Consider the following 18,178-nt stretch of genomic DNA (forward strand, 5'->3'; position numbering starts at 1 on the left):
CGGTTTGGTAAACCGCTATGGGAGGCGAACGCTAACGGAACGGTCGGGCGGGGTATGTAGGACGAGTCGCGGAAGTCTGAAGGACGCTTCCTGTGACATGATCGGGGTGCACCAGAGCAAATGTGTTGAGCAGTCAGTGGGGGCATCAGCGATGCGGGCAACGCTTAAGTATTTTTCTGGTAAAGGCGCTTGACCAGCGGATGATTCAGCGCAGGCGTAACCACCCGACCAACCGCCTTTTCATGCCCGGCGTCAAAGCAGGCATAATATGGCGCTTTCCAGCCCGTCCCTGTCAGGTGATCCCTTGTCCGAGCCGTTGTCCGCTCGCCCGTCTGCTACGCCTCTGCGCCCTTCGGCTTGTCCGGGGTTGTTGCGTATCGTGCCGGCGCTGGACGGCGGGATCTGCCGGATCAAGTTGCCAGGTGGTGTCATCACGGCCAGCCAGGCGCTTGCGGTGGCCGATGCTGCCGAGGGTTTTGCCGGCGGCGTGATCGAGGCGACCAATCGGGGCAATCTACAGATTCGTGGCATCGGGGCCGATCATGACGGCTTGATCGCAGCCCTAGTCGATGCGGGCCTGGGCCCGAAAAATCCTGCCAGCGATGACGTGCGCAATCTGATGCTCAGCCCTGCCGCTGGCGTCGATCCGCAGCAGTTGTTCGATGCTCGGCCGCTTGCTGCGCAGATTCTGCACTCGCTGGAAAATCACCCCCGTTTTCACGAGCTGTCGCCCAAGTTCGCCCTGTCGCTGGACGCAGGCGAAGGCCTGGCGATGCTCGAACACCCGCACGATTTGTGGCTGTCTGCATTGCAGGTCGAGGGCGATACGCTGCTGGGCTTCGGCCTGGCCGGTTGTCCTGCCAGGGATTCGCCGCTGGCGGCGGTGCCGGTTGCGGCAGGCCATGAGTTGGTGGTCGCCGTGCTTGAGCTGTTCCTTGATCGTGCCCGGCCCGATCAGGCGCGTATGCGGCATCTGTTGCAGGAAGTCCCTGTCGAGCAGTTGCTCGCAGATCTGGCTTCGCGGCTGTCGGTGCCGTTGATGACCGGCCCTGCCGTCACTACTCGCAAGCGAGCGCCCGACAAGGCCAATGCGCATATCGGCGTTTACCCTCAGGTGCAGGCCAATCTGGCCTGTGTCGGTGGTGTCGTGCCTTTGGGCCGTCTGACGCCGTCCATGTTGCGCGGTGCCGCGAGGCTTGCCGAGGAACTGGGCGACGGCGCGCTGGTGATGACCCCTTGGCAGAGCCTGATGCTGCGCAATGTGCCCACCGCTCGGGTCGCGCTGGCGCTGGAGGGTTTGGCCCGCGCCGGCCTGTTGGTCGATGCCGGCCAGGCCCTGGCGCAGGTGATCGCCTGTACCGGTTCCGCTGCGTGCGCAAAGGGCCTGGCCGATACCAAGGCCGACGCGTTGCAACTGGCCGACTGTCTGCAACGACATTCGGTGGCCCGGGCTGTACACCTTTCCGGTTGCGAGCGCTCCTGCGCCGCTGCCCATACCGCGCCGATCACCCTGCTTGCGGTGAGCGCCGGGCGTTACGACCTTTATTTTCACCACGCAGACGCGCCGGGTTTCGGCCAGTTGCGTGGGCGAGACCTCACTATTGAAGCAGTCGGTGCGTTGTTGACCGCCGACTCACGGAGCAACACCGATGATTGATTACATCCGCGACGGCCAGGAGATCTATCGCAACTCCTTCGCGATCATTCGCGCCGAAGCCAACCTCGACAGGATCCCGGCCGATCTGGAAAAGCTCGCCGTGCGGGTGATTCACGCCTGCGGCATGGTCGATGCGGTCGACGGCCTGCGGTTCTCCCCTGGCGCGGGTACTGCGGGGCGCCAGGCGCTGGCCGCCGGCGCGCCGATCCTGTGTGACGCCCACATGGTCGCCGAGGGCGTGACCCGGGCACGGCTGCCGGCCAACAATCAGGTGATCTGCACCCTCAAGAACGAAGGCGTGCCGGCACTCGCCCAGGAGCTGGGCAACACCCGTTCGGCGGCGGCGCTGGAGCTGTGGCGCCCGCATCTGGAAGGCGCGGTGGTGGTGATCGGCAACGCGCCGACGGCGCTGTTCTACCTGCTGGAAATGATCGACGCCGGCGCGCCCAAGCCCGCGCTGATTCTGGGCTTCCCGGTGGGCTTTGTTGGCGCGGCCGAGTCCAAGGACATGCTCGCTGCCGACAGCCGCGGCGTGCCCTACGTCATCATGCAGGGCCGTCGCGGCGGCAGCGCGATGGCGGCTGCGGCGGTCAACGCACTGGCCACGGAGGTCGAATGATGCAGGCTCGTGGTCGTCTGATCGGGTTGGGCGTCGGGCCCGGGGATCCGGAACTCATTACCGTCAAGGCGCTGCGCCTGTTGCGCGAGTCGCCGGTGGTGGCCTACTTCGTCGCCAAGGGCAAGAAAGGCAACGCCTTCGGCATCATCGAAGGACACTTGCAGGACGCGCAAACCCTGATGCCGCTGGTGTACCCGGTCACCACCGAGGTGTTGCCCGAGCCCATGTCCTACGAGCAGATCATCAGTGATTTCTACGACACCGCCAGCCTGGACGTGGCCGCGCACCTGGATGCCGGGCGCGACGTGGCGGTGATCTGCGAAGGCGATCCGTTCTTCTACGGCTCCTACATGTACCTGCACGATCGCCTCGCCGAGCGCTACGAGGCCCAGGTGATTCCGGGCGTCTGCTCGATGCTGGGTGGCGCTTCGGTGCTCGGTGCGCCGCTGGTGTATCGCAACCAGAGCCTGTCGGTGCTGTCTGGCGTGCTCTCGGCTGACGAACTCAAGCGCAAGCTGGTGGACGCCGATGCTGCGGTCATCATGAAGCTGGGGCGCAACCTGCCCAAGGTGCGTCAGGTGCTGGTGGACACTGGCCTCGCAGAACGCGCGCTGTACGTCGAACGCGCGACCATGAGCAATCAGAAGATCGTGCCGCTGGCCGAGGTCGATCCGACGTCTTCACCCTACTTTTCGCTGATCATCGTTCCCGGTGAAAGGTGGCAGGGCTGATGGGGGCTTCGAACATGAGAGAGCCGGCCATCGTCATTCTGGGCAAGGGCGCGCTGGCGACGGCGCGACGGATCCAGCAGATCTACCCACAGGCGCTGATTCACGGCTTGGCCGAGCGCGTCGAAGGGACGGATCGCAGCTATGCCGATTTCGGTGCAACCCTGCGCCAGTTGTACCAGCAGGACACACCGATCATCGCTCTGTGCGCGGCGGGCATCGTCATTCGTACCCTGGCGCCGGTGTTGCTGGAGAAGGGCGCCGAGCCGCCGGTGCTGGCCGTGGCCGAAGATGGCAGCGCCGTGGTGCCGCTGCTCGGCGGGCTTGGCGGGGTCAATGTCATGGCCCGGGAAATCGGCGCCGGGCTGGATACTGCGCCAGCCATTACCACCAGCGGCGAGCTGCGCTTTGGCACCTGCCTGCTCAACCCTCCGGCCGGCTACGCGCTGGGCGACCTGGAACTCGGCAAGCGCTTCGTCTCCGATCTGCTGTCTGGCGAGAGCGTGCGCATCGAAGGTGCCGCGCCGTGGCTGGCCCAGGCGCAACTGCCTGAAAGCGATCAGGCGCAACTGGCGATTCACGTGGGCTACGCCGAGCGCGAGCCCTCAGCCCATGAGCTGCTGATCTACCCGCGCAATGTGCTGGTGGCGGTGGACGGCACGCTGGAGAACCTGGCGCAGGTGGTCCGGGCCACCCTGCACGATTCACGCATCGCCGTGCAGGCGCTCGCCTGCCTGCTGGCGAGCGAGCAGCACATGGCCGACCCGGCATTGCGCGCTGCGGCTGAAGACTTGGGCGTGCCTGTGCGCTTCACCGCTGCGGCATCGGCGAGCGAGATGGCGCAGCAAGCTTTGCCGCAGTTGCTGTTGCCGATCACGCCGGTCGAAGGCATTGCGATTGCCGTCGCGCAACAGCCGCTGGACATCGAGCGGATCGGACGCCCTCGTGGGCGACTGGCCGTTATCGGCCTGGGCCCGGGTGCTACCGAGTTCATGATTCCTGCGGTCAAGGCTGAACTGGCCCGCGCCAATGACGTACTGGGTTACGAAACCTATGTGCGCATGGCCGGACCTTTCCGCCCGGACCAGGTGCTGCATTGCACCGACAACCGCGAAGAGATGCAGCGCGCCCGGCACGCCTTCGAACTGGCTGCCCAAGGTCGTTCGGTGGTGGTGGTGTCGTCGGGTGACCCCGGGGTATTCGCCATGGCCGCTGCGGTGCTCGAAGCGCTGCATGAGTCCGACAATCCGCACTGGCACGCAGTCGATCTGGAGATCTTGCCCGGCGTTTCAGCCTCGCTGGCAACGGCCGCTCAGGCGGGCGCACCGCTGGGGCATGACTTCTGCGTAATGTCACTCTCGGACAATCTCAAGCCCTGGGACATCATCGAAAAGCGTCTGGACCTGGCCTGCCAGGCTGACCTGGCGCTGGCCTTCTACAACCCGATTTCCCGCTCTCGCCCTTGGCAACTGGGCCGTGCGCTGGAAATCGTGCGTCAGCATCGCTCCCCTGAAACACCCGTGACGCTGGGGCGTGACATCGGTCGTCCGGGCCAGACGCTACGGGTCGTCACCCTGGGTGAGCTCACGCCGGAGATGGTCGACATGCGCACCATGGTGCTGGTGGGGTCTTCGCTCACCTGTGTGTTCCCCCGTGCCGACGGCACTGCGTGGGTCTACACGCCAAGGTGGTACGGCGCCAAGCCTGCCTAGTGAAGTCAGCCCGGCAGCAGGTAGCCCTTGATGCCGGTAAAGATGATCTGCGCGGCCAGGGCACAGACGAACAGCCCCATCAACCGGCTGACGATCTGCAGGCCCTGGTCGCCCAGGATTCGCTCGATGCTGTTGGACAGGTACAGCACCACGCCAACGGTGAAGCTGGCCAGGGCGATGCTGACGATTGCCGTGAGCTTGTCATCCCAGTGCGGCTGGCTGACGCCCATGACCAGCAAGGCGCCGATGGTGCCGGGGCCGACGGTGATCGGGATGGTCAGGGGGACGATGGCGACATCCTGCTGCACGTTGTCGGTCTGAACCCCTGACTTGCCCTGGGCCATGCCCAGCGCCGAAATGAACAGCACGCTGCCCGCGCCAATGCGGAAGGCGTCGGCGGTGATGCCGAACACGCCGAAGATCACTCGCCCGAACAGGTACAGCAGCACGCTGGACACCAGCGTCGCGAAGGCGATCTTCCAGGCCAGGTAGCGGCGTTCCTTGCGCGAATAACCGCGGCTCAGGCTGATGAAGCAGGAGAGGACGAAGAACGGGCTATAGAGCACCAGCATCTTCAGGTAAACGCTGAACAGCACATGCAGCATGGTATCGGCTCTTGGCGGCAGACTCGGGACGGGGCAAGTCTATCAGGCGCCGCGCTTGAGGGCGGTGTCAGTTTTGCTGGTAGCGGTCCTGGTCATCCGAGGCGATGCCTGCCTGCTGCAGGGCTCGCTGCTCGACCCAGTATTCGACCAGCTCGCGCAGTTGCGACAGCTCGACAGGTTTGGACATGTGCCCGTCCATGCCTGACTGGCGGGCGCGATCCTTGTGCTCGGCCAGGATGTGCGCGGTCAACGCCACCACCGGCGTGCGCACCCGCTGGTTGCCCATCTCCCAGGCGCGCAGTTGCTGGGTCGCCGAGAAGCCGTCGAGGATCGGCATCTCGCAGTCCATCAGCACCAGGTCATAGCGCTGGGCCTTCATGGCGCGCAAGGCTTCTTCGCCATTGCTGGCGGTGTCGGGTTGCAGGTTGAGTTTGCCCAGCATGCCGCGAATCACCTTGGTGGAGATGCTGTTGTCTTCGGCCACCAGAATGCGGAAGTCGCTGGGCACGTCGATTTCGGGGATCAGGTTCGGTGCCGGCGGAAACGGCGCCTGCCCCTTGTTGCGCTGGTTCAACTCGTCGGCCAGCGTGGTCTTGAGGGTGTAGCCCGCCACCGGCTTGGCCAGGATCCGCTTGACCCCGGCGTTGCGCGCGATGACCTTGCTCGGCGCATTGCTGATGCCGGTGAGCATGATCAGCAGGATGTCATGGTTCAGGCTCGGGTCTTCCTTGATCTTGGCGGCCAGCTGCATGCCGGTCATGCCGGGCATGTTCTGGTCGAGCAGGACAATGTCGAAGTAGTCACGCAGGTGCGCCTTGGTGCGCAATAGCGCCAGCGCTTCCTTGCCCGATGGCACGGCGCTGACGTTCAGGCCCCAGGCGCTGCACTGCTGCACGAGCACCTTGCGACAGGTGTCGTTGTCGTCGACCACCAGCACCCGCGCACCCTTGAGCGGGCTGTCCAGATCCGACGGCGGCTGTTCGAGGCGCTCCGGGTCCAGCGGCAGGCTCAGCCACAGGGTGCTGCCTTGATTGCTGCCGCTCTGGATGCCGAATTCGCCATTCATCAACAGGATCAACTGGCGGGCGATCACCAGGCCCAGGTGTCCGCCCACCTTGCTGGCAGCCAGGAAGTTCTTGCTGTGCAGTTCGGCGTGCAGCAGCGCATCGCGTTCCTTGGGCGTCAGCGGCGTGCCGCTGTCCTGCACGGCGATGCGCAGCCGGGGTTTGCCGCCCCGCGAGTCGAGCGCCACCACCAGCAGGATTTCGCCCTCGTCGGTCTTCTTCAGGGCGTTTTCCAGAAGGCTCAGCAGCGTCTGGCGCAGGCGCGTAGGGTCGCCGCTGATGACCCGAGGCACCTGCGGCTGGATGAAACTGATCAGCTCCACGCTCTGCTGCTCGGCCTTGGCGCGGAAGATGTTCAGGCAGTCTTCGATCATCGCGTTGAGGTCGAACTGCACGTCGTCCAGTTCGATCTGCCCGGATTCGAGCTTGGTGATGTCGAGAATTTCGTTGATCAGCGTCAGCAGTTCATTGCCGGCGCTGTGAATGGTCTGCACATAATCGCGCTGCTTGACCGACAGCGGGGTGCCCAGCAGCAGCTCGGTCATGCCGAGTACGCCGTTCATGGGGGTGCGGATTTCGTGGCTGATCTTGGCCAGGAACTCGGCCTTGGCGTTGATCTCGGCGGTGCTGGCGGCAAGCTCGCGGCTGATGCTGAAGTTGTCTTCGGTGATGCTGCGATGCCGTTCGCTCAGGGCGATGCTCATCAGCAGCCCGCACAGGCAGAACATGCCCAGCACCGCGATGATGAGGGTCTGCGCGGCAATGGTGGTCAGCCAGAGCATGGCGGGCAGGATCACCAGATTGCCCATGTTGAAGACGATCATGGCGATGACGAACGGACGCGCCGGCGCATAGCCTTTTTGCAGGTGGTAGATCGACACCAGCGTGATGGTCAGCGTCGTCAGGGCCACCAACAGGAACGTCAGGATGTTCAGCGGCAGGGTGTTGACGAACAGCACCAGCAGCCCGCCAAAGCCGACCACCAGCAGCACGCTCATCAGCAATCGGTTGAGCGACTCGACCCCCCGCTGAATGAAGAAACAGTAGGTGTAGATCAGGCCCGTGGCGGCCGCGAGCAATAGCGCAAGGTGCGCGCTTGGGGTTTGTGCCAGATGCCAGTGAGGCAGCCAGGGCGCCTGCAGGTTGAGCAGAAGCAGCGCACTGAGCCCCAGAAATGCCTCGCAGGCGGCAAGCCACAGGCTGCTGACCGAGCGTGACTGGGCGTAGCGGGTGATGTTCTGCACGATCAGCATGATCAGCGAGCCGAAGAACAACCCCAGCAAAAGCGGGCGACGCTCATCGGCGGCAACATCCACGGCTGCTTCCAGCGAGATGTTGGGGCGCAGTTCCTGTTCGGACTTGAGCCGCAGATACAGATCCAGCGGCCGTTCGCTCTGGGGCACGGGCAGCAGGAAGTCGATGGAAGGCAAGGGTTGCGCGGCGCGCGGGACCTTGTTGCCGGAGCGCGAATGGTCCACGAGGTTCTCGCCGTCCAGCACGTACATGTCCACCGTGGCCAGGTCAGGGGCGAAGATGCGCACCAGCTGTTCGTGGTCGGTGGGGGCGAGGCGGTAATGCAGCCACAACGCGGAATCGCGATTGATGGCGCGAACCTGGTCGAGTTCGACCGGGCTGAACTGGGAATCGTAATGGGGTGAGCGAATGTCGCTGAGCTGAAGGTTGGCCTGATCGTCGACAAGCGTCGACCAGCCTGCACTGACCTCGGCGTTTGCCGTGGGTACACAGAGCAGTGTCATCATCGTGATGATCAAACAAGTGGCAATCCTGAGCCAGCGCACGGCGAAATCCCTTCGTGAATGAAGCCAGTTTACTCTGGGGCGGCACAGGATGATCGGGCAGCCATCCAGTGGATGACTGCCCGGCCTGGACTTACTCCAGATGTTCGCCGCGTTCCCGGGCAATGGCACGGTAGCCAATGTCCTTGCGGTAGAAACAGCCTTGCCAGTCAATCTTTGCAGCCAGTTCGTACGCGTGTTTCTGTGCATCGCCTACGCTGTCGCCCAGCGCGGTCGCACAGAGCACACGACCACCGGAAGTGACGACCTGGCCATCTTTCAGTGCGGTACCGGCGTGGAACACCTTGCCCGGCAGGCTCGCTGCTGCGTCCAGACCGCCGATCGCCGCGCCCTTGGCGTAGTCGCCAGGGTAGCCGCCGGCGGCCAGCACGATACCCAGGCTCGGACGCGGATCCCATTGGGCTTCCACTTTATCCAGAGCTTGCGCCAATGCAGCCTCGACCAGCAAGACCAGGCTCGATTGCAGGCGCAGCATCACCGGTTGGGTTTCCGGATCGCCGAAACGGCAGTTGAACTCGATGACTTTCGGGTTCCCGGCCTTGTCGATCATCAGACCAGCATAGAGGAAACCGGTATAAACGTTACCTTCCTCGGCCATGCCCCGGACGGTCGGCCAGATGACCTGGTCCATCACGCGCTGGTGCACGTCGGCGGTGACCACTGGCGCCGGGGAATAAGCACCCATGCCGCCGGTGTTCGGGCCGCTGTCGCCGTCGCCGACACGCTTGTGGTCTTGGCTGGTGGCCATTGGCAGTACGTTCTTGCCGTCGACCATGACGATGAAGCTGGCTTCTTCGCCGTCGAGGAATTCCTCGATGACCACGCGCGAACCGGCGTCTCCAAATGCGTTGCCGGCGAGCATGTCGCGTACGGCTTCTTCGGCTTCGGCCAGGGTCATGGCGACGATCACGCCTTTACCGGCAGCCAGGCCGTCGGCCTTGATGACGATCGGTGCGCCTTTCTCTTGCAGGTACGCCAGGGCCGGCTCGATCTCGGTGAAGTTCTGGTAGTCGGCAGTCGGGATCTTGTGACGCGCCAGGAAGTCCTTGGTGAAGGCTTTCGAACCTTCCAGTTGCGCTGCGCCCTTGGTCGGACCGAAGCAGTCCAGGCCACGGGAGCGGAACAGATCGACCACGCCCGCCACCAGCGGCACTTCTGGACCGACGATGGTCAGCGAAACGTTCTTCTCGGCGAAGTCGGCCAGTTGCTCGAGGGCCAGCACGTCGATAGCGACGTTCTCGCACTTGGCTTCGATGGCGGTACCGGCGTTGCCCGGCGCGACGAAAACCTTCTGCACGCGAGGATCCTGCGCGACCTTCCAGGCCAGCGCGTGTTCACGGCCACCGCTGCCGATGATGAGTACGTTCATGTCTAAAACCTCGATGACGCTAATTCTGTATGCAGCATCAAAGCTGCTTTTCTGTGGGAGCGAGCTTGCTCGCGAAGGCGGTGTGTCAGGCGACGTTGATATCAATCGCAGATCGCATTCGCGAGCAAGCTCGCTCCCACAGGGTATTTCGGTCGAATCAATCGGCCGCGTGTAATCACGCGGCTGACGTCGTATCAGTGCCTGAAATGGCGCATGCCGGTGAACACCATTGCAATCCCCGCTTCGTCAGCGGCAGCAATCACTTCAGCATCACGCATCGAACCACCCGGCTGGATCACCGCAGTGATACCGACCTTGGCCGCGTTGTCCAGGCCGTCGCGGAACGGGAAGAACGCGTCCGATGCCATCACCGAACCTGCCACTTGCAGGCCAGCATGCTCGGCCTTGATTGCAGCGATGCGTGCGGAGTTCACGCGGCTCATCTGGCCGGCGCCGACACCGATGGTCTGGCGGTTCTTGGCGTAGACGATGGCGTTGGACTTGACGTACTTGGCCACTTTCCAGGCGAAGATCAGGTCGTTGATTTCCTGTTCGGTCGGGGCGCGCTTGGTCACGACTTTCAGGTCATCGGCGCTGATCATGCCGATATCGCGGCTCTGTACCAGCAGGCCGCCGTTGACGCGCTTGTAGTCCCACGCCGGGGCGCGGTCGGCAGCCCACTGGCCGCTGGTCAGCAGGCGCACGTTGGCTTTGGCGGCAACGATGGCCTGGGCTTCGGCGCTGACGCTTGGGGCGATGATGACTTCGACGAACTGGCGCTCGACGATGGCTTTCGCCGTCTCGGCGTCCAGCTCGCGGTTGAAGGCGATGATGCCGCCAAATGCCGATTCGCTGTCAGTGGCGTAGGCCAGCTCGTAGGCCTGGCGAATGCCGCCTTCGGCGTCCGGGCTTACGGCCACGCCGCACGGGTTGGCGTGCTTGACGATGACGCAGGCTGGCTTGACGAAGCTCTTCACGCATTCCAGCGCGGCGTCGGTGTCGGCCACGTTGTTGTAGGACAGCTCTTTACCCTGCAGTTGGGTCGCGGTGGCGATGCCGACTTCGGCAGGCTTGGCTTCCACGTAGAACGCCGCGCTCTGGTGCGGGTTCTCGCCGTAGCGCATTTCCTGGGCCTTGATGAACTGGGTGTTGAAGGTGCGCGGGAACTCGCTGCGGCCTTCGGTGGAGAGGGTCTCGGCGCTCTGGTCGACGCTGCCCAGGTAGTTGGCGATCATGCCGTCGTAGGCGGCAGTGTGCTCGAACGCCTTGAGCATCAGGTCAAAGCGCTGGGCGTAGGTCAGGCCGCCGGCTTTCAGGCTTTCCAGCACCTGGCCGTAGTCGCTGGCGTTGACCACGATGGCCACGTCCTTATGGTTTTTCGCTGCCGAACGGACCATGGTCGGGCCGCCGATGTCGATGTTTTCGATGGCGGTCGGCAGGTCGCAACCTGGCTTGGAAACAGTGGCTTCGAATGGATAGAGGTTCACCGCAACCAGGTCGATCGGCTTGATGCCGTGCTCGGCCATGATGGCGTCGTCGGTGCCGCGACGGCCCAGGATGCCGCCGTGGATTTTCGGGTGCAGGGTCTTGACCCGGCCGTCCATCATTTCTGCGAAGCCTGTGTAGTCCGCGACTTCTACCGCTGCAACGCCGTTGTCCTTGAGTAGCTTGAAGGTGCCGCCAGTGGACAGGATCTCGACGCCCAGGGCTTCGAGTTCACGGGCGAATTCAAGGATGCCGGTCTTGTCGGAAACGCTGATCAAGGCGCGGCGGATCGGCAGGCGGGTAGTCTGGTCGGTCATCTCAACTTCCATTATCAATTCAGCAAAAAAAACGACCGCAGGGAATGAGGTCGCTTTTTGTGTTTTGGATGCTTACAGCAGGTCGTACTGCTTGAGTTTCTTGCGCAAGGTGCCACGGTTCAGGCCCAGCAGCTCGGACGCCTTCGTCTGGTTGCCCTTGACGTAGTTCATCACGCACTCGAGCAACGGGGCTTCGACTTCCGAGAGCACCAGGTTGTAGACATCGGTGACGGCAGCACCTTCAAGGTGAGCGAAATAATTGTGCAGCGCCTTTTCGACGCTTCCGCGCAGGGTCTGACCCTCTTCGCTTGGCGTGTTGAGGTGCTGTTTCAAATTGACGTTGTCGCTCACGGGTGTTGTTCCACTCACTAAAGTCTCTGTCATCATCGTCATGCGGCCACCTCTTGTTCGGTCCCTGACTTCGGGCTTTTTATGCGTTCGGCAAAGAATTCCCGAACGTTGGCGCACTGTGCTTCCGTATCTTCCAAACGATTGAAAAGGGCGCGAAACTCCCTGGCGCCCGGCAAGGTTGCGAGATACCAGCCGACATGCTTGCGTGCGATTCGCACACCCATCACGTCGCCATAGAACGTATGAAGTGCTGCCAGATGCTCTAGCAGAATGCGTTCCACTTCATGCAGCGCAAGCGCAGGGAGTTTTTCCCCGGTGCGCAGGTAGTGTTCTATCTCGCGAAAAATCCATGGGCGCCCTTGGGCGGCCCGGCCAATCAACAGTCCGTCGGCGCCGGTCGCGTGCAGCACGTGCCGGGCTTTCTCGGGTGAATCGATGTCGCCATTGGCGAACACCGGGATCGACACCGCCTGCTTTATCGCGGCGATGGTGTCGTACTCGGCTTCGCCGGTGTAGAGGTCCGCACGGGTCCGTCCGTGAACCGCCAGCGCCTGGATGCCGGCTTGTTCGGCGATACGGGCGACTGTCAGACCGTTCTTGTTCGCCCGGTCCCAGCCGGTGCGAATCTTCAGGGTGACCGGTACCTCGACTGCCGCGACCACCGCGTGCAGGATTTCGGTCACCAACTGCTCATCTTTCAACAGCGCCGAACCTGCGGCCTTGTTACAGACCTTCTTTGCCGGACAGCCCATGTTGATGTCGATGATCTGCGCGCCAAATTCGACGTTGGCACGTGCTGCATCCGCAAGCATCTGCGGATCTCCACCGGCGATCTGTACCGAGCGCGGCTCGGGATCACCTTCGTGGATCATGCGCAGCCGCGACTTGCGGCTGTTCCACAGGCTCATGTCACTGGTGACCATTTCCGATACCACCAGCCCGGCGCCGAGTTGGCGGCACAGCTGGCGGAAAGGCTGGTCGGTGACGCCCGCCATGGGGGCGAGGATCAAGCCGTTCTGCAATGTATATGGGCCGATGCGTACCGCCGACATAGGGTGACCTGTTGTGGGGCCGTATCACGAGGTCGGGTCCGAAAAGTGCTTGCCCATCAGGTATGGCACTTTTCAGACAGGACCCGGAGTATGAAAAAGGGTTGGCATGATACCCGCTCTCGATGACCGGATAAAGGCTGAATTGGATAAAATCTGAACAGTTGCTTTCTTATCGCGAACGGTAAGGTGCAGGTTCGCGCTGTCATTAAACTGTCGTCGGATTATCGACCGCTCTGTGCCGCATATCAGTGCATTTGCAATGCTGCTGCAGGTAGGGCGGTTCAGCCGGGTCCGTTCTGGAGTTTACTCCGGAGAGCGGAAACTCAAACTGTAATTCACTGCCTTGGGACCCGGGTCCAGAATGTCCAGCGCGATGTGGATAGGCGTCTGGGGCGGCATTTCGTCCTTGCCGGCCAGTTCTCCGGAGAGATATTCGCCTGGCTTGAACCGACGACTGGCAATCAACTGACCGCCGGTGTCGGCAAAGCGCAATTCCAGCAACGGGAAAGGTTGGGAAAACGACGCGCGGTTGTAGATGATCGCATCCACCACCAGCGCCCCCTGGAATTCAGGATGGGTGCGGACCACCAGGTTGCTGCTTTTCAGCAGCTTGATGTCCACGCGGGAGGGGACTTTGCACCCCACTTGTGGGCACAGTTCCTGGAACCAGGGGCGGTACTGGTCCTGGCGGGCCAGTTCGTCGAAGTGATACCAGACGTACTGGCCGACCAATGCGCCCAGAGCGATCAGCACCAGCAACAGCCAGAGCATCCGACGGCCCCAGCGTGGCTTGGGCTTCTGCCAGGACAGTTGCAGCGGGTCGTCCATCAGATCATGCAGGGCCGGGTCGCGCAGGGCAGGTTCGCTGCGAGCGCGCTTGCCGTGATTGTGGCGGCGGTCGTCCTCGTCATCGTCGTCCAGGTCGTCGTGATCGCGATGGCGCTGATCCTCGTCGCCGTCGAGCGCCGAAAACCGCTCGCCGCGGTGTTCGTGATCGTGATGCGCGTGGTGCTCGTGATGCTCCTCGTCGTGGCGCGAATCGGCGCTCAGGCGTTGCCCGTGCGCCGGCTCGTCGTCCAGATCCACCGGAGCCATCGACAGCGAAGGCTCGGTGCGGTGGTCATCGTCGTGATCGACATCCTCGTTAGCCGTCTCGGTCAGCAGCGCCGGCTCGTCCCGTTCGTCGTTGCCCTCGTAGGTGGCTTCGGCGCGCAACTCGGGCAACTGGCTGACATCGTCGTCGCTCAGGCCGTGGTCCCACTTCTCACTGCTGACTTGCGGTTCGTCCCGGCTGGCGCTGAACGACTCGACCCGCTCGTGCTCGTGCTCGGTGGGGTGACCTGCGCGGCCGAAGGATTCGGGCAGTTGAATCTCCCGCTGCTCCAGGCGCGCCAGTTCCACGTCAAGATCGTCCAGATCCAGGCTGTCGAGATCGACGGGGGCCTTCTCCCGTTTCACAGGTACAGGCACCGGTATGGGCAACTGCTCTTGCGGGGCGACAGTTGGCGCGGACTCCGCCGGAAGCTCGATGACCCTTGGCGCAGCCTCGGGCAACTGTGCAGCGATTTCCTCGGCACGCTGCTCCAGCAGCTGTTTTGCCGCGTTGAACACTTGCAGGCAGGAGCCACAGCGAACCATGCCGCGGGCCACGCTCAGTTGAGCGTGACTGACGCGGAAGCTGGTCTGGCAGTGGGGGCACTGGGTGACGAAACTGTCGGTCATTCGGGTATCCGGAGAGTAGAGCGCCTGAAAACTGGGGGAGTGTCAGCGACGACGGCCGGTGATCCGTACCCAGCCGTCGCGGTTGGCGATCGGGTCCAGGTCGAATGTGTCGGCGTAGGCAGCGGCCACTTCATCGCCTTGCTCGGCAAGAATGCCGGACAACGCCAGGCGTCCACCGGGTTTGACCAGGCTTGCGAGCACAGGTGCCAGCGAAACCAGTGGTCCTGCCAGAATATTAGCCACCAATACGTCGGCCGGCTCTTTTGGCAGATCTTCGGGCAGGTAGAGCGGGAATTTCTCGGCCGGCACATTGTTGCGCCCGGCGTTGTCGCGGGAGGCTTCCAGCGCCTGCACGTCGATGTCGGTGCCGACGGCGTGCTTTGCGCCCAGCAGCAACGCGGCGATGGCCAGGATGCCCGAGCCGCAGCCGAAGTCCAGGACGTTGGCGTCGTTCAGGTCCTGGCCATCGAGCCATTCCAGGCACAGGGCGGTAGTGGGGTGGGTACCGGTGCCGAAAGCCAGGCCCGGGTCGAGCAGCAGGTTCACCGCATCAGGCTCCGGCGCTGCGTGCCAGCTCGGCACGATCCACAGGCGCTGTCCAAAGCGCATTGGCTGGAAGTTGTCCATCCAGCTGCGTTCCCAATCCTGGTCTTCGATCACTTCGTGAGAGTGCTCCGGCAGCTCGGCGCCGGTCAGAAGCTTGAGGTGATTGAGCGCCATGTCGGCGTCGGTGTCGGCCTCGAACAGGGCCAGCAGGTGGGTGTGCGACCACAGCGGCGTGGTGTTGAGTTCCGGTTCGAAGATGGGCTGGTCTTCAGCGTCCATGAACGTCACGGACACGGCGCCGACTTCAAGAAGCGCGTCTTCGTAGGTTTCGGCTTGTTCTGGGCTGATGGCGAGACGGACTTGCAGCCAAGGCATGGCGGATTACCTTCGAATAGAAAAAATGACAGGCGGCGCAAATGCCGCGAAAGACCGGCAAGTTTACGGGGTTCGGGGGGAAACAACAAAGAGCATGCATGCGCATGTCTCTGTAGGAGTGAGCTTGCTCGCGATTGCGATTTGCCAGTCGATACTATGGCACCTGTAAGGATGCTATCGCGAGCAAGCTCACTCCTACAGGAATTGCGGCATCTGATGGATCAAAAACAACAAAGCCGCTCGAAAGCGGCCTTGTTGGTCTGCAACATTTACTGACGGATCAGTGTTTCTCACCGGCCAGCTTGTGTTCCAGGTAGTGAATGTTGACGCCGCCTTTGCAGAAGCTTTCGTCGCGGGTCAGTTCACGGTGCAGCGGGATGTTGGTCTTGATGCCATCGACCACGATTTCGTCCAGGGCGTTGCGCATGCGAGCCATGGCTTCATCGCGGGTTGCGCCCCAGGTGATCAGCTTGCCGATCAGCGAGTCGTAGTTCGGTGGAACCGCATAACCGCTGTACAGGTGCGAATCGACGCGAACGCCGTTGCCGCCTGGTGCGTGGAAATGCTTGACCGTGCCAGGGCTTGGCATGAAGGTCTTCGGGTCTTCGGCGTTGATACGGCATTCCAGCGCGTGACCGTGGATCTTCACGTCGTCCTGGGTGAACGACAATTTGTTGCCAGCGGCGATGCTCAGCATCTCCTTGACGATGTCGATACCGGTGACCATTTCCGAAACCGGGTGCTCGACCTGAACGCGGGTGTTCATTTCGATGAAATAGAACGCGCCGTTTTCGTACAGGAATTCGAACGTACCGGCACCGCGGTAACCGATGTCGATGCACGCCTTGACGCAGCGAGCCAGCACTTCCTGGCGCGCTTTTTCGTCGATGCCAGGCGCCGGCGCTTCTTCAAGCACCTTCTGGTGGCGGCGTTGCAGCGAGCAGTCACGGTCGCCCAGGTGGATCGCCTGGCCCTGGCCGTCGGACAGCACCTGAACTTCCACGTGACGCGGGTTGGTCAGGAACTTCTCCAGGTAGACCATCGGGTTGCCGAAGGCTGCACCGGCTTCCGAACGGGTCAGCTTGGCCGACGAGATCAGGTCTTCTTCCTTGTGCACCACGCGCATGCCGCGACCACCGCCGCCGCCAGCGGCCTTGATGATCACCGGGTAACCGACTTCGCGGCCAATGCGCAGGGCTTCTTCTTCGTCTTCAGGCAGCGGGCCGTCAGAGCCTGGAACGGTTGGCACGCCTGCCTTGATCATGGCGTCCTTGGCCGACACCTTGTCGCCCATCAGGCGAATGGTCTCGGCGTTCGGGCCGATGAAGGCAAAGCCGGATTTCTCGACCTGTTCGGCGAAGTCGGCGTTTTCGGCCAGGAAGCCGTAGCCAGGGTGGATCGCCGTGGCGCCGGTGACTTCCGCTGCCGCGATGATCGCCGGGATGTGCAGGTAGGACTGCGCAGCCGATGCCGGACCGATGCAAACGGATTCGTCAGCCAGGCCCAGGTGCATCAGTTCTTTGTCGGCCTTGGAGTAGACGGCGACAGTCTTGATGTCCAGTTCCTTGCAAGCGCGCAGGATTCGCAGAGCGATTTCACCGCGGTTGGCGATCAGGACTTTTTCCAGCTTCGCAGGTTTCAACATCATTGGCTCCTCGCGGTTCAAACGATGGTGAACAGCGGCTGGTCGAATTCAACCGGCTGGCCATCTTCAACGAGGATGGACTCGATCACACCGCTGGTTTCAGCTTCGATGTGGTTCATCATTTTCATCGCTTCGACGATGCACAGGGTGTCGCCTTTCTTCACGGTCTGGCCAACTTCAACGAAGGCCGGCGAGGTAGGCGAAGCCTTGCGGTAGAAGGTACCGACCATTGGCGAACGGGCAACGGTGCCGTTCAGTTTTGGCGCGGAAGCTTCTGCCGGGGCAGCTGCTGCAGGCGCGGCGGCTGGAGCAGGGGCTGCGGCCGGAGCGGCCATTGGAGCTGGCGCGTAGTACTGCTGTGCCGGGGTCTTGCTGTGGCGGCTGATCCGTACGGACTCTTCGCCTTCTTTGATTTCCAGTTCGTCAATGCCGGACTCTTCCAGCAGTTCGATCAGTTTCTTGACTTTACGGATATCCATTAATCATCAACTCCCAGGGGACGGTCAGGGGTATTGGGTAGCCGGTTCGGGCTATGTGGCTCAGTGCGAAACTGCGCCGTTCATGCCTTCGAACGGGTGGCCAGTTGTTCCAGGGCAGCCTCCAGGGCCAGTCGGTATCCGCTGGCGCCAAGGCCGCAGATCACTCCTACAGCGACATCTGAAAAGTAGGAGTGATGGCGGAAAGGTTCGCGCTTGTGCACGTTCGACAGGTGCACTTCGATGAATGGGATGCTCACTCCAAGCAGCGCGTCACGTATTGCGACACTTGTGTGAGTGAAAGCAGCCGGATTGATCAGGATGAAGTCCACGCCTTCGTCGCGTGCTGCGTGAATGCGGTCGATCAACTCGTACTCGGCATTGCTCTGCAGATACATCAGATGGTGACCGGCTTCGCGCGCACGCTTTTCCAGGTCCTGGTTGATATCGGCCAACGTGACCGCGCCGTAGATGCCCGGCTCGCGGGTGCCCAGCAGGTTCAGGTTAGGTCCGTGGAGAACCAGAAAAGTCGCCATCGTGTGTCCTTGGTTAGGTGCGTTGTCGACGCTCATACATAGGTATGAGCCGTTGATGCGCAGCGACTATGCCGGAAAGCGCAATGGACTGTCCAGTTACCG

15 protein-coding genes are annotated in these 18,178 nt (G+C 62.6%); 4 read left to right on the plus strand and 11 right to left on the minus strand.

Annotated elements, in window-relative coordinates; all coding sequences use genetic code 11:
• Positions 1–304: 304 nt before the first annotated feature.
• The 4 genes from cobG to cobJ are packed head-to-tail and all read left to right on the plus strand — an operon-like array spanning position 305 to position 4,716.
• A complete protein-coding gene (gene cobG, locus NPS29_RS17875; protein WP_274134070.1) occupies positions 305–1,657 on the plus strand; it encodes a precorrin-3B synthase in 1,353 nt (450 codons plus the stop codon).
• Positions 1,650–2,276, plus strand: coding sequence for a precorrin-8X methylmutase (locus NPS29_RS17880; RefSeq protein ID WP_274134071.1), 627 nt, complete (start codon positions 1,650–1,652; stop codon positions 2,274–2,276). Before cobG ends, NPS29_RS17880 begins: the two co-directional genes overlap by 8 nt.
• Positions 2,273–3,007 (plus strand): precorrin-2 C(20)-methyltransferase, encoded by a 735-nt coding sequence (locus NPS29_RS17885; protein ID WP_425312530.1) that lies wholly within the window; start codon positions 2,273–2,275, stop codon positions 3,005–3,007. Before NPS29_RS17880 ends, NPS29_RS17885 begins: the two co-directional genes overlap by 4 nt.
• A gap of 14 nt (positions 3,008–3,021) precedes the next feature.
• Positions 3,022–4,716, plus strand: a complete 1,695-nt coding sequence (gene cobJ / locus NPS29_RS17890) for a precorrin-3B C(17)-methyltransferase (protein ID WP_274134072.1) — start codon at positions 3,022–3,024, stop codon at positions 4,714–4,716.
• Positions 4,717–4,721: 5 nt separating this feature from the next.
• On the opposite strand, the gene NPS29_RS17895 is transcribed toward cobJ, so the two are convergent.
• The 11 genes from NPS29_RS17895 to aroQ all read right to left on the minus strand — a co-directional run bounded on the left by NPS29_RS17895 (position 4,722) and on the right by aroQ (position 18,076).
• Entirely contained in the window at positions 4,722–5,321 is a 600-nt protein-coding gene (locus NPS29_RS17895; RefSeq protein ID WP_274134073.1) for a MarC family protein, read from the minus strand.
• A 67-nt stretch (positions 5,322–5,388) separates the two neighbouring features.
• Complete coding sequence (locus tag NPS29_RS17900) at positions 5,389–8,184, minus strand: hybrid sensor histidine kinase/response regulator (RefSeq protein ID WP_274134074.1); 2,796 nt, start codon at positions 8,182–8,184, stop codon at positions 5,389–5,391.
• A gap of 91 nt (positions 8,185–8,275) precedes the next feature.
• Complete coding sequence (purD, locus tag NPS29_RS17905) at positions 8,276–9,571, minus strand: phosphoribosylamine--glycine ligase (protein ID WP_274134075.1); 1,296 nt, start codon at positions 9,569–9,571, stop codon at positions 8,276–8,278.
• A 194-nt stretch (positions 9,572–9,765) separates the two neighbouring features.
• Positions 9,766–11,373, minus strand: a complete 1,608-nt coding sequence (gene purH / locus NPS29_RS17910) for a bifunctional phosphoribosylaminoimidazolecarboxamide formyltransferase/IMP cyclohydrolase (protein WP_274134076.1) — start codon at positions 11,371–11,373, stop codon at positions 9,766–9,768.
• A 72-nt stretch (positions 11,374–11,445) separates the two neighbouring features.
• Positions 11,446–11,766, minus strand: coding sequence for a DNA-binding transcriptional regulator Fis (fis, locus tag NPS29_RS17915; protein ID WP_007907419.1), 321 nt, complete (start codon positions 11,764–11,766; stop codon positions 11,446–11,448).
• Positions 11,763–12,776 carry a tRNA dihydrouridine synthase DusB gene (gene dusB / locus NPS29_RS17920; protein WP_274134077.1) on the minus strand — a complete coding sequence of 338 codons (1,014 nt, stop codon included), beginning with the start codon at positions 12,774–12,776 and terminating at the stop codon, positions 11,763–11,765. The genes fis and dusB overlap by 4 nt, the downstream gene beginning before the upstream one ends.
• 303 nt (positions 12,777–13,079) lie before the next feature.
• Positions 13,080–14,498, minus strand: a complete 1,419-nt coding sequence (locus tag NPS29_RS17925) for a DUF3426 domain-containing protein (protein ID WP_274134078.1) — start codon at positions 14,496–14,498, stop codon at positions 13,080–13,082.
• A 42-nt stretch (positions 14,499–14,540) separates the two neighbouring features.
• On the minus strand, positions 14,541–15,419 hold the full coding sequence (gene prmA, locus NPS29_RS17930) for a 50S ribosomal protein L11 methyltransferase (protein WP_274134079.1): 879 nt from the start codon (positions 15,417–15,419) through the stop codon (positions 14,541–14,543).
• Between the two features lie 280 nt (positions 15,420–15,699).
• A complete protein-coding gene (accC, locus tag NPS29_RS17935) occupies positions 15,700–17,064 on the minus strand; it encodes an acetyl-CoA carboxylase biotin carboxylase subunit (RefSeq protein ID WP_274134080.1) in 1,365 nt (454 codons plus the stop codon).
• Between the two features lie 17 nt (positions 17,065–17,081).
• The gene (gene accB, locus NPS29_RS17940; RefSeq protein ID WP_274134081.1) at positions 17,082–17,543 is read right to left on the minus strand and encodes an acetyl-CoA carboxylase biotin carboxyl carrier protein; all 462 of its coding nucleotides are present in this window, start codon (positions 17,541–17,543) and stop codon (positions 17,082–17,084) included.
• An 80-nt stretch (positions 17,544–17,623) separates the two neighbouring features.
• Positions 17,624–18,076 (minus strand): type II 3-dehydroquinate dehydratase, encoded by a 453-nt coding sequence (gene aroQ, locus NPS29_RS17945; protein ID WP_274134136.1) that lies wholly within the window; start codon positions 18,074–18,076, stop codon positions 17,624–17,626.
• Between the last annotated feature and the right edge of the window lie 102 nt (positions 18,077–18,178).

Origin of the sequence: Pseudomonas putida, from assembly GCF_028682175.1 — a bacterium.
Taxonomy (GTDB): Bacteria; Pseudomonadota; Gammaproteobacteria; order Pseudomonadales; family Pseudomonadaceae; genus Aquipseudomonas; species Aquipseudomonas putida_AD.

What these genes read in the sequence shown, in the direction of transcription:
- NPS29_RS17880 (WP_274134071.1), top strand. Translation starts at nt 1,650, where the DNA reads ATGATTGATTACATCCGCGACGGCCAGGAGATCTATCGCAACTCCTTC.
- NPS29_RS17885 (WP_425312530.1), top strand. Translation starts at nt 2,273, where the DNA reads ATGATGCAGGCTCGTGGTCGTCTGATCGGGTTGGGCGTCGGGCCCGGG.
- cobJ (WP_274134072.1), top strand. Translation starts at nt 3,022, where the DNA reads ATGAGAGAGCCGGCCATCGTCATTCTGGGCAAGGGCGCGCTGGCGACG.
- NPS29_RS17895 (WP_274134073.1), bottom strand. Translation starts at nt 5,321, where the DNA reads ATGCTGCATGTGCTGTTCAGCGTTTACCTGAAGATGCTGGTGCTCTAT.
- purD (WP_274134075.1), bottom strand. Translation starts at nt 9,571, where the DNA reads ATGAACGTACTCATCATCGGCAGCGGTGGCCGTGAACACGCGCTGGCC.
- purH (WP_274134076.1), bottom strand. Translation starts at nt 11,373, where the DNA reads ATGACCGACCAGACTACCCGCCTGCCGATCCGCCGCGCCTTGATCAGC.
- fis (WP_007907419.1), bottom strand. Translation starts at nt 11,766, where the DNA reads ATGACGATGATGACAGAGACTTTAGTGAGTGGAACAACACCCGTGAGC.
- dusB (WP_274134077.1), bottom strand. Translation starts at nt 12,776, where the DNA reads ATGTCGGCGGTACGCATCGGCCCATATACATTGCAGAACGGCTTGATC.
- NPS29_RS17925 (WP_274134078.1), bottom strand. Translation starts at nt 14,498, where the DNA reads ATGACCGACAGTTTCGTCACCCAGTGCCCCCACTGCCAGACCAGCTTC.
- prmA (WP_274134079.1), bottom strand. Translation starts at nt 15,419, where the DNA reads ATGCCTTGGCTGCAAGTCCGTCTCGCCATCAGCCCAGAACAAGCCGAA.
- accC (WP_274134080.1), bottom strand. Translation starts at nt 17,064, where the DNA reads ATGTTGAAACCTGCGAAGCTGGAAAAAGTCCTGATCGCCAACCGCGGT.
- accB (WP_274134081.1), bottom strand. Translation starts at nt 17,543, where the DNA reads ATGGATATCCGTAAAGTCAAGAAACTGATCGAACTGCTGGAAGAGTCC.
- aroQ (WP_274134136.1), bottom strand. Translation starts at nt 18,076, where the DNA reads ATGGCGACTTTTCTGGTTCTCCACGGACCTAACCTGAACCTGCTGGGC.